The sequence below is a fragment of the Novosphingobium resinovorum genome, assembly GCF_027922145.1.
Taxonomy (GTDB): domain Bacteria; phylum Pseudomonadota; class Alphaproteobacteria; order Sphingomonadales; family Sphingomonadaceae; genus Novosphingobium; species Novosphingobium resinovorum.
Genome location: NZ_BSFC01000039.1, coordinates 45,034 through 58,757 on the forward strand (window position 1 = coordinate 45,034; position 13,724 = coordinate 58,757).

General features: G+C 66.3%; 19 protein-coding genes and 1 tRNA gene. 9 read left to right on the top strand and 11 right to left on the bottom strand.

Annotated elements, in window-relative coordinates; all coding sequences use genetic code 11:
• Positions 1-223 precede the first annotated feature (223 nt).
• The 3 genes from PKE80_RS21255 to PKE80_RS21265 all read left to right on the top strand — a co-directional run bounded on the left by PKE80_RS21255 (position 224) and on the right by PKE80_RS21265 (position 1,539).
• Entirely contained in the window at positions 224-391 is a 168-nt protein-coding gene (locus tag PKE80_RS21255) for a hypothetical protein (protein WP_271184237.1), read from the top strand.
• Positions 392-489: 98 nt separating this feature from the next.
• Complete coding sequence (locus PKE80_RS21260; RefSeq protein WP_008828396.1) at positions 490-1,188, top strand: glutamine amidotransferase; 699 nt, start codon at positions 490-492, stop codon at positions 1,186-1,188.
• Positions 1,189-1,254: 66 nt separating this feature from the next.
• Entirely contained in the window at positions 1,255-1,539 is a 285-nt protein-coding gene (locus tag PKE80_RS21265) for a hypothetical protein (RefSeq protein WP_271184238.1), read from the top strand.
• Positions 1,540-1,555: 16 nt separating this feature from the next.
• Here the strand turns inward: PKE80_RS21265 and PKE80_RS21270 are convergent.
• From PKE80_RS21270 to efp, 5 genes are all read right to left on the bottom strand, one after another.
• Positions 1,556-1,639: transfer RNA gene (locus PKE80_RS21270), tRNA-Leu, on the bottom strand.
• 52 nt (positions 1,640-1,691) lie between these two features.
• Positions 1,692-1,931: a hypothetical protein gene (locus tag PKE80_RS21275; protein ID WP_271184239.1), complete on the bottom strand. Its 240-nt coding sequence runs from the start codon at positions 1,929-1,931 to the stop codon at positions 1,692-1,694.
• A gap of 188 nt (positions 1,932-2,119) precedes the next feature.
• Positions 2,120-2,941: an inositol monophosphatase family protein gene (locus tag PKE80_RS21280; protein WP_008828399.1), complete on the bottom strand. Its 822-nt coding sequence runs from the start codon at positions 2,939-2,941 to the stop codon at positions 2,120-2,122.
• Between the two features lie 41 nt (positions 2,942-2,982).
• Positions 2,983-3,405: a hypothetical protein gene (locus tag PKE80_RS21285; protein ID WP_036524335.1), complete on the bottom strand. Its 423-nt coding sequence runs from the start codon at positions 3,403-3,405 to the stop codon at positions 2,983-2,985.
• A complete protein-coding gene (efp, locus tag PKE80_RS21290; RefSeq protein WP_008828401.1) occupies positions 3,406-3,969 on the bottom strand; it encodes an elongation factor P in 564 nt (187 codons plus the stop codon).
• A gap of 129 nt (positions 3,970-4,098) precedes the next feature.
• On the opposite strand from efp, the gene PKE80_RS21295 reads away from it, so the two are divergent.
• The 3 genes from PKE80_RS21295 (at position 4,099) to PKE80_RS21305 (ending at position 5,892) form a co-directional block, all read left to right on the top strand.
• Positions 4,099-4,476, top strand: coding sequence for a hypothetical protein (locus PKE80_RS21295; RefSeq protein ID WP_008828402.1), 378 nt, complete (start codon positions 4,099-4,101; stop codon positions 4,474-4,476).
• 65 nt (positions 4,477-4,541) lie between these two features.
• Positions 4,542-5,354, top strand: coding sequence for an SDR family NAD(P)-dependent oxidoreductase (locus PKE80_RS21300; RefSeq protein WP_271184240.1), 813 nt, complete (start codon positions 4,542-4,544; stop codon positions 5,352-5,354).
• 13 nt (positions 5,355-5,367) lie between these two features.
• Entirely contained in the window at positions 5,368-5,892 is a 525-nt protein-coding gene (locus PKE80_RS21305; protein ID WP_271184241.1) for a nuclear transport factor 2 family protein, read from the top strand.
• An 18-nt stretch (positions 5,893-5,910) separates the two neighbouring features.
• On the opposite strand, the gene purQ is transcribed toward PKE80_RS21305, so the two are convergent.
• Together purQ and purS are read right to left on the bottom strand one after the other, a co-directional pair.
• Positions 5,911-6,588, bottom strand: coding sequence for a phosphoribosylformylglycinamidine synthase subunit PurQ (purQ, locus tag PKE80_RS21310; protein WP_271184242.1), 678 nt, complete (start codon positions 6,586-6,588; stop codon positions 5,911-5,913).
• Positions 6,588-6,824 (bottom strand): phosphoribosylformylglycinamidine synthase subunit PurS, encoded by a 237-nt coding sequence (purS, locus tag PKE80_RS21315; RefSeq protein ID WP_008828408.1) that lies wholly within the window; start codon positions 6,822-6,824, stop codon positions 6,588-6,590. The genes purQ and purS overlap by 1 nt, the downstream gene beginning before the upstream one ends.
• A 138-nt stretch (positions 6,825-6,962) precedes the next feature.
• On the opposite strand from purS, the gene PKE80_RS21320 reads away from it, so the two are divergent.
• Both PKE80_RS21320 and PKE80_RS21325 read left to right on the top strand, forming a co-directional pair.
• Entirely contained in the window at positions 6,963-7,877 is a 915-nt protein-coding gene (locus tag PKE80_RS21320; RefSeq protein ID WP_271184243.1) for an SDR family NAD(P)-dependent oxidoreductase, read from the top strand.
• 71 nt (positions 7,878-7,948) lie between these two features.
• Positions 7,949-9,046, top strand: a complete 1,098-nt coding sequence (locus PKE80_RS21325) for a hypothetical protein (RefSeq protein ID WP_271184244.1) — start codon at positions 7,949-7,951, stop codon at positions 9,044-9,046.
• Positions 9,047-9,340: 294 nt separating this feature from the next.
• Here the strand turns inward: PKE80_RS21325 and PKE80_RS21330 are convergent, their stop codons facing one another.
• The 4 genes from PKE80_RS21330 to PKE80_RS21345 form a co-directional block, all read right to left on the bottom strand.
• Entirely contained in the window at positions 9,341-9,700 is a 360-nt protein-coding gene (locus PKE80_RS21330; RefSeq protein WP_008828411.1) for a DUF2794 domain-containing protein, read from the bottom strand.
• Positions 9,701-9,708: 8 nt separating this feature from the next.
• Positions 9,709-10,404 (bottom strand): serine O-acetyltransferase EpsC, encoded by a 696-nt coding sequence (gene epsC, locus PKE80_RS21335; protein WP_008828412.1) that lies wholly within the window; start codon positions 10,402-10,404, stop codon positions 9,709-9,711.
• A gap of 140 nt (positions 10,405-10,544) precedes the next feature.
• Positions 10,545-11,177, bottom strand: coding sequence for a P-loop NTPase family protein (locus PKE80_RS21340; protein ID WP_271184245.1), 633 nt, complete (start codon positions 11,175-11,177; stop codon positions 10,545-10,547).
• 10 nt (positions 11,178-11,187) lie between these two features.
• On the bottom strand, positions 11,188-12,459 hold the full coding sequence (locus PKE80_RS21345) for a heavy-metal-associated domain-containing protein (protein WP_271184246.1): 1,272 nt from the start codon (positions 12,457-12,459) through the stop codon (positions 11,188-11,190).
• A gap of 69 nt (positions 12,460-12,528) precedes the next feature.
• Between PKE80_RS21345 and purM the strand changes: the two genes are divergently transcribed.
• Positions 12,529-13,632 carry a phosphoribosylformylglycinamidine cyclo-ligase gene (purM, locus tag PKE80_RS21350; RefSeq protein ID WP_271184247.1) on the top strand — a complete coding sequence of 368 codons (1,104 nt, stop codon included), beginning with the start codon at positions 12,529-12,531 and terminating at the stop codon, positions 13,630-13,632.
• Positions 13,633-13,724: the final 92 nt, after the last annotated feature.

The window sequence follows — 13,724 nt, forward strand, 5'->3', positions numbered from 1 at the left end:
CCGTCAGCTCCGCAATCGGCGTGAAGTTTTTCTCATAGGCCCGATAGAAACTCCGTATAGACATTCTCTACCAAATAAATAGATTGACCCTCGAAGCGCAGGGTTCGCCTGTTCTTCCGCGGCATTTGATGGCTGTCAGCTTGCTCCGCGTCACCAACCGCTAAAGCGCACGAAACCGCAAGGCGACAACGCCGGGCTTCGTGCCTCCCGATGGAGATACGAAATGTTCAACTCGATCCCCCGCATCACCTCGCAAGTCCTGCGTGCCCGGCCCGGTACCGACGTGCGCCTGCCACATCCCTCGTGGCGCGGCGCCACCGATTCGCCGCCGAGAGGCGGCGCGGCCACGATCCGCAGCGCGGGCGACTTCTGGTCCCGCCTCGGCCTGTGAGGCTTCTGCAATGACCCCATCGGGCGGCATCGAAATCCGCATCTCTCCAGCCGGAGTTCGATGTCGCCCGTTAACATCACTTGTGACACAGTAGGCCCGTGAAGACCGCGCTCATCATCCGCCACGTTCCCCACGAAGGGGTCGCAGGCTATCGCAAGCCCATCGAGGACGCCGGCTACGAAGTCAGCCGGATAGACGTCACCGACCCGGAATTCTCAACCCTCGATCTGCGCGAGCCGGACCTGCTCATCATGATGGGCGGGCCGATGGGCGTCTACGAGCAGGACCGTCATCCCTGGATCGGCTGCCAGCTACGCCGCCTTGCTATGCGACTGGAGGCGGACCGTCCGACGCTGGGCGTGTGCTTCGGCGCGCAGATGATGGCCAGCGCGCTCGGCGCCAGGGTGTTTCCCGGCCCGGCGAAGGAAGTCGGCTTCCACCCCGTTCAGGTTCACGAGCACGCCGCCGACAGCCCGCTGCGCCATGTGCGCGAAGTGCCGGTGCTGCACTGGCACGGCGACACGTTCACCAAACCGGAGGGCGCGGAATTCCTCGCCTCGACCTCGCTTTACGAGCATCAGGCGTTCCGCCGGGGCCGCAACCAACTGGCGTTGCAGTTCCATGCCGAAATGGGCGAGGACCCGCGCTTCGACGCCTGGATCGACCAGTGGCCCGAAGCCGTCGTCGAGGCGGGAGGCTGCCCTCAGGCCCTCCGCCAGCGACACGACGAACTCGGCCCCGGCGCGGTTGCGGCGGGGCGCGCGATGATCGCTGACTGGCTGCAGGGCTTGAACTAGCCATACCGCCCGATTCGCGCGACGCTCCGGCTGGCGGCGGGGGCGTAGCAGGATTACTCTGCGGCCATGGCTGACGGCATTCCCACGCGGCGCTCGATGAACTGGCGCACCTTGCCCCCCACACTCGCCCGAGCGCTGGCGGGATTCTTCCCGGTCGGCGTCTTCGCGCTAGTCCTGCTGTGGATGATGGGCGAGCGGGGCGTCCTTGGCGGCATGATCGCAGGAACCGTGCTCGGCGCCGTGGCCGCCTGGGCGCTGACGCGGCTGATCGCGGCCTACCCGCTGGTACAGTGGGTAGCGGCAATCGTCGTCGCGCTGTTGCTGGTCCTCGTCATCGCCTCATTGTTCTGAGGACGATCGAAGGAAGTGGTGCCCCTGGCCCGACTCGAACGGGCACGCCTTTCGACAAACGATTTTGAGTCGTTCGCGTCTACCATTCCGCCACAGGGGCACGGAAACGAGGCGCGACGCTTAGACGGCACTTCGTCAGGGTTCAAGCCCGTTCAGAAGATCCAGTCCATCGCGACGTGGAGAAGACGCGATTTCATCGCCCCCTTGCGCGATCCAAGCGTCCCGATCTCGAAGCGCGGACCATCATCGTCGGTCTGATATGTCAGCTTCAGCCACGTCTTCTCGGGCTTGAGCAGCTCGATCTCGCCCACCGCCTGCGATCGCAGCGACGTGCGCGCGTTGATCGTCGGCACGGCGGTCAGGTCGAATTGCCGTTGCTTCGCCAGAGGCACCGGCTGCTCGGCAAATGCAGGCGAAGGCGCCGCCGCAAAAAGCAGCGCAAGGGCGCAACGGCGAGGGACATGGCGTTCCATGTCCCGGCGTTTTACACCCGTTTGCGGAAAATTCCGCGACGGTTTCGTTTCAGTTCAGAGAATCACCCTCCGAGACACGCCGAAACGTGCCCCAGAGGGTGATGAAATCATGCCTTGAGGGCGGTCGCGACGATCTTGTGCAGGCGCGAGTGCAGCACGTCGTTACCCGCGAGGATTTCGGTGTCGCAGATCGGGTTCGAACGACCCTTCCAGTCCGACACGAAACCACCGGCCTCACGCACGAGCAGGCAACCCGCTGCGGTATCCCACGGCTTGAGGTCCGATTCCCAGAATCCCTCGTAGCGGCCCGAGGCGACCCAGGCGAGATCGAGCGCGGCCGATCCGAAGCGGCGAATGCCCGCCACCTGCGGCGCGAGGCCGTGATAGATCTTGGTCCAGACGCCGTGATCGCCGTGCCCCGCGAACGGAATGCCGGTTGCGATCAGGCTCTCGTCGAGATGACGGCGCGAGGAGACGCGCAGGCGGCGGTCGTGCAGCCACGCACCGCGTGCCTTCTCGGCCCAGTAGCTTTCGTCGGTGACCGGGTTGTAGATCAGGCCGGCGGTGACCTCACCCCAGCCCTTCCCGTCCAGACGCGGCTCCTGCACCGCGATCGAGATCGCGAAGTGCGGGATGCCGTGAAGGAAGTTGGTCGTGCCGTCGAGCGGATCGACGATGAAGCGCGGCTTAGTCGGGTCGCCCTCGATCTCGCCGGCTTCCTCGAACAGATAGCCCCAGTCCGGCCGCGCGGCGCGCAGTTCGTCCCAGATGGTGCGCTCGGAAGCCTGGTCGGCCTTCGACACGAAGTCCGCAGGGCCCTTGCGGCTGACCTGCAGGTGCTCGATTTCGCCGAAGTCGCGACGCAGGCGGTTGCCGGCCTTGCGGGCGGCCTTCTCGATGACGCGGATGAGACCGGAAATGGCGGCCATGACTGTACTTCACTCCTGTGGGCCGACATCGGCCCCGATTGTCAGCGGCCTTGCGGCGCGGGTTTGGCGGGGGCCGCGCCAGCGGCAGGCGCAGTCGGCTTGTAGCCGCAGATCTGTGCCATGACGCTCAGCAGTTCGCTGGGATTGTCACGGCTGATCTTGCCTGAATTCTCGGCGATCACCTTGTCCATCGATTCGGTGATCTTGCCGAGCGAATTGTCGTAGATGCAGCCGACGAGCGCGCCCTTGACCGGTTCCTCGATCTTGTCCGACTGCAACCCGCTGATGAGCACCTTGAGGTAGAGCATCGCGTGCTGTGCCTGCGAGTCGCCGCCTGCGGGTGCCGCAGCGGCAGGCTTGGCGGCGCTCTTTGCAGCAGCCTTGGGGGCAGCAGCGTAAGCAACGGAGGAAGTTCCCGCGATCGCCAGGGCGGCGGTCGCGACGGTCAGGACGAGCTTGTTCATTCAGTCTGCCTTCTTCACGTAAGTCTTTTCATAGACGTCCACGATGATGCGCGTACCGCTTTCGATGTGCGGCGGCACCATCACGCGCACGCCGTTGTCGAGAACGGCGGGCTTGTAGCTGGACGAGGCGGTCTGGCCCTTCACCACGGCGTCGGCTTCGACGATGGTGGCTTCGACCTGCTCGGGGAGCTGGACCGAAATCGGGCGCTCTTCCCACATTTCCAGGCTCACCTGCATGCCGTCCTGAAGGAACGCGGCAGCATCACCCAGCAAATCGGCGGGAAGCGAGATCTGGTCGTAGTTCTCGGTATCCATGAACACCAGGTCGTCGCCCTCGGCGTAGAGGAACTGGAAGTCCTTGGTGTCGAGGCGGACGCGCTCGACGGTGTCGGCACTGCGGAAGCGCACGTTGGTCTTGCGGCCGTCGATCAGGTTCTTCATCTCGACCTGCATGAAGGCGCCGCCCTTGCCGGGCTGCGTGTGCTGCGTCTTCGCGACCTTCCAGATGCCCTTTTCGTATTCAAGGATGTTACCGGGACGGATATCGACGCCACTGATCTTCATGGTTCTGGCCTTCAGGATGGGAAAGAGCTGAATCGTGGGGCCACAGCAGGCGCGACCCTCGAAAGGATGCGCCCTTAGACGAGGTCGCGAGGCATGGCAATTGCTTCGCGCCGATGCTAGCTGAATGCCATGAAGCGTGCCTCCCTTCCCGTTGTGCTGTTGGCCCTCGTCGCCGGCTGCGCCTCCGCAGAGCCTGCCCCGCCTCCGGTGAGCGGCGGGCTGATCTCCACCCTGCCCATCGGCACTTACAGCTGCGAGATGGCGGGCGACGCGGGCGGCCTCGTCGGCAAGCCTTTGCCGGACTACGAGTTCCGCGTGGTCAATGCCTCGGCTTACAAGGCGGGCGGCATTCGCGGCAGCTACCTGCTGACAGGCGACTACGTGACGATGACCGGCGGCAAGCTCAAGGGCCTCAAACTGCACCGGCTCAAGGACACGTACTTGCGCAAGGTCGAGGACAACGGCAGCGACGGCGAAATGCGCTGCGTTCGCAGTTCGCGCCGCTGATCGCTCCGGCGGTTTGCCCTTGAGATAGGGCGGCCCTAGCTCTCGGAAAACTCCGGGAGCGGGCGATGGAACTTCAACTGCAGGGCAAGGTCGCGATCGTCACCGGCGCGACCGCGAACATCGGCCGCGCCGTCGCGCTGGACCTCGCAGCCGAGGGCGCCCTTCCCGTCCTCGTCGGCAGAGACCACGAGGCAGGCGCAAGGCTGGTCACCGACTGCAATGCGCGCGGCGCACCCGAGGCGGTGTTCGTCGCCGCCGACATGCTGGACCCTGTCTCTCCCGCGATAGTGCTGAAGGCCGCCGAAGCGCTCGGCCCAATCTCGGTGCTGGTGAACAACGTCGGCGGCAACGTCGATCAGGGCCTCTTCGTCGATTCCGATCCGGCGAAATGGATGGCGGACATCGACCTCAACTTCGGCACCGTGCTGCGCATGACCCATGCCGTGTTGCCCGGCATGATCGCCCGCAAGGCCGGGGCGATCGTCAACGTCGGTTCAACCGCCGCACTGGTGGGCGACTACATGCTGCCGGTCTATTCGGCCGCCAAGGGGGCGGTGCACAGCTTCACCGTGGTGCTCGCCAAGGAAGTCGGCGCCCACGGGATTCGCGTCAATGCCGTCGCGCCTTACGCCACGATCCCGACCGACCCGGCCAGCCTCAGCAGCGGCAGCCGCTTCAACCCCGAAACCGGGCTGTTCTCGAAAGGCACCGCCAGCGTCAGCGAAGAGGACCGCGCGCTGCGCCAACGCCGCACGTTCGTCGGCCGTCCCTTTGCGGCGCCTGAGGAAATGGCGGCGATGGTGACTTTTCTGGCCTCGGCGCGGGCCAGCTTCATCACCGGGCAGGTCTACCCCGTGGACGGCGGCGCCCTGCTCTGACGGGAGATAAACGATGATCGACCAAACTGCCGTGCAGGCACTCATCGACAAGGAAGCGATTCGCGAACTGGTGCTGCTCTACTCGCGTGCGATCGACCGGCAGGACATCGCCCTGCTGCGCGACCTCTATACCGATGATGCCACCGACACCCATGGCGACAGCTTCGACGGTCCGGCGGGGGACTACTGCGACTTCATCGCCCGTGCCTTTCCGCACATGCCCTACTCCGGGCATCACGTGTGCAACCACCTGATCGCGGTCGATGGAGACGTGGGCAGCGGCGAGGTCTACGGCCTGGCCTGGCACCTCATCCCAACCCGCGAAGGCGGGCGCGAGGAGGACTTCATGGCCGTGCGCTACATCGACAACTACCGGCGCTGTGCCGACGGGCGGTGGCGCTTCTCCAGGCGGGTCGTGACGTATGATTTCAAATTGCGCCGTCCGTTCGACGGCAGCGGCCTGCTGGGGCTCGCAGAGCGCGATCCAAGCTATGCCGAATGTCTCCAGCCGCTGCTCCGCAGGGGAACGCGCGGCTGAAGCCTCATGTTCGGGAGGTCAGGCCCCGACCAGCCCGCGAATCGCGCTTTCGAACAGGCCGCGCCCGTCCGTACCGCCATGCGTGGTCTCGATCGCGCGCTCGGGGTGGGGCATCATGCCCAGCACATTGCCCGCATCATTGAGCACGCCCGCGATCGAACGCGCCGAACCGTTGACCTCCTCGGCATAGCGGAAGGCAACGCGGCCCTCGCCCTCGAGGCGGTTCAGCGTCTCATCGTCGGCGAAGTAGTTGCCGTCATGATGCGCCACCGGAATGCGCACGACCTGCCCCGCTTCGTAGGCATTGGTGAACAGCGACTGCGCGTTCACGACCTCGAGCCCGACTTCACGGCACACGAAGTTCAGCCCGGCATTGCGCAGCAGCGCGCCCGGCAGCAGCCCGCTTTCGGTCAGTACCTGGAAGCCGTTGCACACGCCGAGCACCGGCACACCCTTGTCCGCTGCCGCGATCACCGCCTGCATGATCGGCGAGCGCGAGGCGATCGCGCCGCAGCGCAAGTAATCGCCGTAGGAGAAGCCGCCCGGAACCGCGATGAAGTCGAGGCCCTCGGGCAGTTCGCTGTCGCCGTGCCAGACGCGGTGGGGCGCGGTGCCCGAAACCTTTTCCAGCGCCACCGCCATGTCGCGGTCGCAGTTCGAGCCCGGGAAGGTGATGACGGCGGAGGTGAAGGCCATCAGGCGGCCACCTTCTCGATGCGGTAGTTCTCGATCACCATGTTGGCGAGGAGCTTGCGGCACATGTCGTCGATCGCCTCGTCGGTGACGCTCTCGGCAACGTCCAGCTCGAACAGGCGGCCGGCGCGCACGTCGTTGACGCCGGAAAAGCCGAGGCCCTCCAGCGAGTGGTGGATCGCGCGACCCTGAGGATCGAGGACACCGGGCTTGAGGCTGACGTGGACGCGGACTTTCATCTGGCAGGCCTTTCGCAGGATAGCGGGCAGATTCGTTGGATGCGCCTATGACCCTTCGCAGCCGCCGGGGCAAGGTTGAACGCGCCGTCGAATGGGCGGCCTGTTGAATGGCGACCTGCGACCTGCCATCACCGGGCGATGAGCAGCGCAGCATCCATTTCCTTCACCGATCAGGTCGCCATAGTTACCGGAGCAGGCACCGGGCTCGGCCGCGCCTATGCGCTCGAACTGGCACGGCGCGGGGCCAAAGTCATGGTCAACGATCTCGGCGCGGCGCGGGACGGATCGGGCCAGTCCGACGCGGCTCTGCAGGTCGTCGAGGAAATCCGTAGCCTGGGCGGTGAGGCCATGGCCGATGGCGGCGACGTCTCCGACTACGCACAGATGGAAGCGATGGCCGCCCGCGCGAGGGAAGCCTGGGGCGGCATCCATGTCCTCATCAACAACGCCGGCATCCTGCGCGACCGCACGTTCGCCAAGATGGACCCCGCCGATTTCGAGCTGGTCGTGCGTGTCCACCTCCTCGGCAGCGCCTTCGCGACGAAGGCTGTATGGGAGACGATGCGCGAGCAGACCTACGGCCGCGTCTTGATGACCACGTCCTCGACCGGGCTTGGCGGCAATTTCGGACAGGCGAATTACGGCGCGGCCAAGGCGGGCGTGCTCGGCCTCGCCCGAACGCTCCGGCTGGAAGGCGCGAAGTACGGCATCCGCGTCAATACCATTGTGCCGACCGCCGGCACCCGCATGACCGCCGACATCTTCCCCGAGGAAGCCTACAAGGCGTTCGAGCCCGGCAATGTCGTGCCCGCCGCCGTGTTCCTTGTCTCTCCCGAGGCGCCGACCGACACCATCCTCGCGGCCGGTGGCGGCGTGTTCCAGGGCACGTGGATCACCATGAACGATGGCGTCCTGCTCCCGGAATCCGCCCGCAGCGCCGAGGACGTCGCCGCCGCATGGCCGCGCATCGCCGACCGGTCGGGCGACCATCCGTTCGAGACCGGCATGGACCAGGCACATCACGCGCTGTCGATGCTGATGCGGGCGCCTTAACAAGCGGAGGCAATTGCGATTGACGGTGCCTGCCCACGCGGGCAGCTTCGCAGCCGCTTAAGGGGAACGCCTTGTATTCCGAAGACGATCTGCAATCCGCCGTCAGTGCCGAAGCCATCAGCGCCGAGGCGGCGGACGCCTTGCGCGCCCATGTGGCTACGACACGCGTGGTGCCGATGGCGGACGAGGAAAACATTCGCCTCGTCACCAGTTTCAACGACATCTTCGTGGGCATCGCCTGCCTGCTGGTGATCTTCTCCGGCGTTTACGCGGCGGGCGCCAACGACCAGCGCTGGTGGATGGCCGGCCTGCTCGTCGCCATGGCCAGCTGGCTCATGGCCGAGATCTTCACGCGCAAGCGCCGCATGGCCCTGCCCTCGATCATCGTGCTCGCCTCGTTCGTCGTCGGCCTCGGGCTTTTTGCCGGAGCGCTCGTCGCGGAGGCCATGCCCGAGCATCGGGTGCCGGTCTATTACGAGTTCAACGGCGAGCGGCACACCTGGCACCGGATGGAGCGCTATCCCTGGCAGGACGCAGCCATCATGCTGAGCGCCGCCATAGCGGCCGGAGTCGGGGCGCTGCTCCACTGGCTGCGTTTCCACGTGGCGATCACGATTGCGGCCGGAACCGGCGCCGTCGTGCTGCTCCTGCTTTCGGCGATCGCCTGGGCCACCGGGCAGGCATTGGCGGCCAACCCGGTCCTCGCGCCCGCCGCCTTCCTGTGCGGGCTGGCGGTCTTCGCCTTCGCCATGCGCTGGGACTTGTCCGACCGGGCTCGGCGGACCCAGCGCGCTGACATCGCGTTCTGGCTCCACCTGCTCGCCGCGCCGCTGATCGCGCATTCGCTGTTCTACTGGCTGGGCGTGCTGAACGGCGACGACGTGACTCCGGGCCATGCCGCAGGGGTGCTCGTCACCTATGTGGCATTTGCGCTCGTCGCCCTGCTGGTGGACCGGCGGGCTCTGCTGGTGTCGGCGCTGATCTACGTGCTGGCGGCATTGAACGGCCTCCTGCGCAATGCCGGTACGATCGAGATGAACCTGGCGATCTCCACGCTGTTCGTCGGTGCGGCGCTGCTCGCGTTGTCGGTGTTCTGGACCCCGCTGCGCCGCGCCCTGCTGACGCTGGCGCCGGAAAGCTGGCGCGAACGGCTACCCGCTTCGGCTTAAGCATCCTCCCTGTCGCAAAGCAATGGGGAGGTGGCAGCGACACAGTTGCTGACGGAGGGGGTGTTTGCGCCGCTGCCCCCTCCACCACCGACTGCGTCGGCGGTCCCCCTCCCCATTGCTTCGCAACGGGGAGGATACACTTGCCGTCATCCCAGCGAAGGCTGGGACCGCTATGGCCATGAAGCGCCCTATCGACGGGCCGGTGTAGTTTCGCCGCAGCCTTGCCGAGACCTCGCGATATGACGAAAGCGGTCCCAGCCTGCGCTGGGATGACGGGCTTTCAACCGAGAACGCTCAGTCCTCGACAACCTTGAGCAATTTGCGTTCCAGCGAACTCAGCACATTCGAGAGTTCGTGCCCGCGCTTGAGCACTTGCCCCGCTTCGCCGAACAGGGTCCACATGCCTTGTTTGCCGCGCAGCGAGGGGCGCTTCTCGATCCGCGCCTGCGGGCGTTCGGCGGCGCGGCGAAAAGCGCTGAAACTGGCGGCCTCGCGCGCGAAATCCATCGCGTAGTCGCGCCAGAGCCCGGCCGCGACCATCCGGCCGTAGAGATCGAGAATTCGCTGGAGTTCCAGCCGGTCGAACCCGACCTGCGACGGCTGGACGCCGGGAAACGGGACGACGCTACCTGAGGTAATTCCGCCTGCCACCATTCAGCGGCTCACCAGCGCTCGTTTTCGCGCGCTGCGTGCTGACGCTCGGAGATAAGTTCCTCCACCTGAGCGCGCAGCAAGGCCACCTGCTGTTCGAGATCCTCGACGCGCTGGGCGCCGCCGGTGGGCTCGCAGGGTTCCTTGCAAGGCGTGCCGTAGGGCATGAATTCCTTGGCCCAGGTCTCCGCCTTGACCAGCGTGGAGCGGGCCTTGAGGCCGATCATCGTCGCACCCTCGGGCACGTCTTCGGTCACGACTGCGCTGGCGCCGATGCGGGCACGGCGGCCGATGGTGACGGGGCCGATGATCTGCGCGCCCGAACCCACGATCACGTTGTCGAGCAGGGTCGGGTGGCGCTTGCCGCCGACGCCGTTGGTGGGGTTGGAACCGCCCAGCGTCACGCACTGGTAGATCGTCACGTTGTCGCCGATCACCGCGGTCTCGCCGATCACGGTGAAGCCGTGGTCGATGAAAAAGTTGCGGCCGATCTGCGCGCCCGGATGAATGTCGATCGCGGTCAGGAAGCGCGCAAGGTGGTTCACCACGCGGGCGAGGAAGAACAGGTCCGCCTGGAACAGGGCATGCGCGATGCGGTGCCAGAACAGAGCCCATACGCCCGGATAAAGCAGCACTTCCCAACGCGAACGCGGCGCAGGATCGCGTGCGACAACCGAGTCCAGATAGCGGATGATATTACCCAGCATCGCCGGAAATTCCCATCAATCGTTCCACTTTGCAACTTTTGTTGCAAAGCCGCCCTCACGTTACCGTCTGGAAATGCGCGATATGCGCATTTCGCGGCACCAGCCGCCCGGAAAATGCAGCGCATTTTCCAGACAAACCCTTAAGTCTGGGCGCCGCCTTTAGTCTCTTCCAGCGCGTCGCGCCAGATGGCCATTGTGGGGGCCGTCTTGCGCTCGAGACTGAGCCGGTCGATGGCGGCGACCAGACGTTCGACGCCCACATGGCTACGGGTACAACGTCCTACAAGATATTGCGTTGCCGAATGATCGAGAACCAGCCCGCGCATCTCGGCATGAACTTCCATCAGCGCGATGAGCATCGCATCGTCCGGCTCGCCGATCGCAAGGTTCAGCGCGGCACCAAGCCGCGAGGACAAGTCCGGCAGGCGTACCCGCCAGCGTTCGCCATCACTGTCGCCTACGCCCGGTGCGAAAGGCTTGTCTGCGACGATCAGCAGAGGACGGCCCAGTTCCTGCGCCCGGTTCCAGCGGTGGAACAGTGCGTCCTCGGGCATGCCTTGCGCATCATCGACAGCATCGCCTGCGCCCGATTCGACGAACCAGCGCGCCAGCAGCGACTTGCCGGAGCGCGGCGGGCCGGAGAGGATCGCGGTGCGGAAAGGCCACTGGCCCGGCTCTATCAGCGCATCGATCGCAGGCGCGTTGGCCTCACCCACGACAATGCGCGGCGGACTGTCGCTCGCGGCGGACAGCGGAAGGGCGATCTGTCGCATGGCGAGGATCCTAGCGGCTGATCCTAAGCGAGGTGCCCCCGCCGGAAACCTTCCAACCCTGCCCGCGCAAGGCACCCGCAAGCCGCTCGCCACCGCCGGATACGGTGACCCGCATGACCGAGGTGCCGCCGATCGCGAGGCTTACGGTCGCGGCGCCCTGCACACCCGGCACACCGCGAACGGCGGCGAGCGCGGCGTCTACCGCAGCGGCATCGGGCGTAGCGAACTGGACCGTTACGGTCTCGACCGGAGCGCCCGACACGTCTTCGGTGCGAATCACCGGGATCGGCGTCGGCACCACCACGGGTGCCTCGCCCTTGGGCATCAGCTTTTCGCGCAGTTCGGCAAAGGCGCGGTCCAGCGCTTCTCCGCCTGCGTTGATAGAGGGGTCAGGGCGCAGTTCGCCGGTCGCCAGCGCGTCGCGGTAGAGGCCGTCGACGCGGGTGACGGCCTGCTCCAGCATGCGCGGCAGGTCCTGCTCGCTGGCGGCATCCATGGTGAAGCCGCCGAGGAACTTGTTGTCCGGGCCGTAGCGCGCCGTGAAGGTGCCCTTGATCGGGCCGCCGGGCCATTGCCGCTCCAGCCGCGCGACGGGCATCACCACGTCAGAGGCGTCGAACTGGCCGAGCACCGTACGCCACCACAGGCGGCTGCGGCGCGAGGTCTGTCCGGCGGTGAGAATCAGCGATTCGCCGCCCGAGCCGGTCGGGCGCACGTAATCGACGGGGCTGGCGGCAGCCTGGAACTCGGCCCAGGCGCGCTGCCACGGCCCGCGCACCTCGAAGACCTGCCTGACACCGCCCGAATCGAGCACCGGGATCAGCAGCAGCGGCGCCGAACGCGGACCGGAGCCCGCTCCAGCGCCGACATATTGCCCAGCCTTGGCCTTGTCGAAAATGACGCCGAGCGTCGCGATATAGCGCTTGGGGCCGACCTGTTCGTGGCCGATGACCACCGAGGTCACCATCGCATCAATCGATTCTGTCGGCATGTCGGGGCCGCCCAGCTTCTTCCAGGCTTCCTTTTCCGCCAGTTTCCAGCCGTCGATCCGGGCCTGCGCGCCGGTCTTCGCGGTCACGTCGACGCTGATGCCGTTGACCTGGATGTCCTGCGAATTGGCGAGCGGAGCTATACCGCGATCGCCCTCGATCTGCGCCAGAAGCTGGACGCCGGTGATCGTCGCCACTGCGAGAACGGCCGCGCCGCCCCACCACAACATGGCCCTGGAGGCGGCACCCTTGCGGCTGAACCGCAGGCTTTTGGGGGAAATCGTGATTGCCATGTCGAAACCGGGGGCCTTGTGCCCAATCGAAGATGGAAATCCAAGTCACAAAGCGCTAGGCGCGCCCACATGTCCGACGATAACTCCCAGAAGAGCTATAGCTACGAGCAGGCCGGCGTCTCGATCGCGGCCGGTAACGCGCTGGTCAAGGCCATCGCCCCGCTCGCGAAATCCACCGCGCGCCCGGGCGCCGATGCGGAACTGGGAGGCTTCGGCGGCTTCTTCGATCCGCGCGCCGCGGGCTACAAGGATCCGCTGCTGGTCGCCGCCAACGACGGCGTCGGCACCAAGGTCAAGCTGGCTATCGACCACGACCGCCACGACCATATCGGCATCGACCTCGTCGCCATGTGCGTCAACGACCTTATCGTGCAGGGCGCGGAGCCGCTGTTCTTCCTCGACTACTTCGCCACCGGCAAGCTGGAGAACGGCGTCGCCGAGCGCGTCGTGGCGGGCATTGCCGAGGGCTGCAAGATTTCGGGCTGCGCGCTCATCGGCGGTGAAACCGCGGAAATGCCGGGCATGTACGCGGCGGGCGACTACGACCTCGCGGGCTTCTGCGTCGGCGCGGTGGAGCGCGGCGAGCAGCTGACCGGGGACAAGGTCGCGGCCGGCGACGTGCTGCTGGGCCTCGCGTCCTCGGGCGTCCATTCCAACGGGTATTCGCTGGTGCGCCGACTCGCGCAGGACAAGGGCTGGAAGCTGAACCGCCCCGCCCTGTTCGATGCCGACACCCTGCTGATCGACGCGCTGATCGCGCCCACCCGCATCTACGTGAAGAGCCTGCTGCCCTTCATCCGCGCGGGCCGGATCCACGCCCTCGCCCACATCACCGGCGGCGGCCTGCTGGAGAACATCCCGCGCGTGCTGCCCAAGGGCCTGCACGCCCGCATCGACGCCGATGCCTGGCCGCAGCCGCGCCTGATGGCGTTCCTGCAGGCGCAGGGCAACATCGAGCCGGGCGAGATGGCGCGCACTTTCAACTGCGGCGTCGGCATGGTGCTGGCGGTCGCGGCCGACGAGGCCGAGGCGCTCAAGGCCGACCTCGAAGCCGCCGGAGAGACCGTCTTCACCATCGGCCGCATCGAGCCGGGCGAAAAGGGTTGCACCGTGACAGGATCGGCCGAGGCGTGGTCCGCGCGCGAGCCGTGGGAAGCCGTTCACATCGGTTGATCGAGGCCACGCCTCCTCACACGCTGCGTCACCCTGAACTTGTTTCAGGGTCCATGGTGCGCCACACCCCGGTCATGCCGGAAGGCGCAATG

Coding starts and splice junctions, on each gene's coding strand:
- PKE80_RS21255 (WP_271184237.1), top strand. CDS start 224: ATGTTCAACTCGATCCCCCGCATCACCTCGCAAGTCCTGCGTGCCCGG.
- PKE80_RS21265 (WP_271184238.1), top strand. CDS start 1,255: ATGGCTGACGGCATTCCCACGCGGCGCTCGATGAACTGGCGCACCTTG.
- PKE80_RS21280 (WP_008828399.1), bottom strand. CDS start 2,941: ATGGCCGCCATTTCCGGTCTCATCCGCGTCATCGAGAAGGCCGCCCGC.
- PKE80_RS21285 (WP_036524335.1), bottom strand. CDS start 3,405: ATGAACAAGCTCGTCCTGACCGTCGCGACCGCCGCCCTGGCGATCGCG.
- efp (WP_008828401.1), bottom strand. CDS start 3,969: ATGAAGATCAGTGGCGTCGATATCCGTCCCGGTAACATCCTTGAATAC.
- PKE80_RS21295 (WP_008828402.1), top strand. CDS start 4,099: ATGAAGCGTGCCTCCCTTCCCGTTGTGCTGTTGGCCCTCGTCGCCGGC.
- PKE80_RS21300 (WP_271184240.1), top strand. CDS start 4,542: ATGGAACTTCAACTGCAGGGCAAGGTCGCGATCGTCACCGGCGCGACC.
- PKE80_RS21305 (WP_271184241.1), top strand. CDS start 5,368: ATGATCGACCAAACTGCCGTGCAGGCACTCATCGACAAGGAAGCGATT.
- purQ (WP_271184242.1), bottom strand. CDS start 6,588: ATGGCCTTCACCTCCGCCGTCATCACCTTCCCGGGCTCGAACTGCGAC.
- purS (WP_008828408.1), bottom strand. CDS start 6,824: ATGAAAGTCCGCGTCCACGTCAGCCTCAAGCCCGGTGTCCTCGATCCT.
- PKE80_RS21320 (WP_271184243.1), top strand. CDS start 6,963: ATGAGCAGCGCAGCATCCATTTCCTTCACCGATCAGGTCGCCATAGTT.
- PKE80_RS21330 (WP_008828411.1), bottom strand. CDS start 9,700: ATGGTGGCAGGCGGAATTACCTCAGGTAGCGTCGTCCCGTTTCCCGGC.
- epsC (WP_008828412.1), bottom strand. CDS start 10,404: ATGCTGGGTAATATCATCCGCTATCTGGACTCGGTTGTCGCACGCGAT.
- PKE80_RS21340 (WP_271184245.1), bottom strand. CDS start 11,177: ATGCGACAGATCGCCCTTCCGCTGTCCGCCGCGAGCGACAGTCCGCCG.
- PKE80_RS21345 (WP_271184246.1), bottom strand. CDS start 12,459: ATGGCAATCACGATTTCCCCCAAAAGCCTGCGGTTCAGCCGCAAGGGT.
- purM (WP_271184247.1), top strand. CDS start 12,529: ATGTCCGACGATAACTCCCAGAAGAGCTATAGCTACGAGCAGGCCGGC.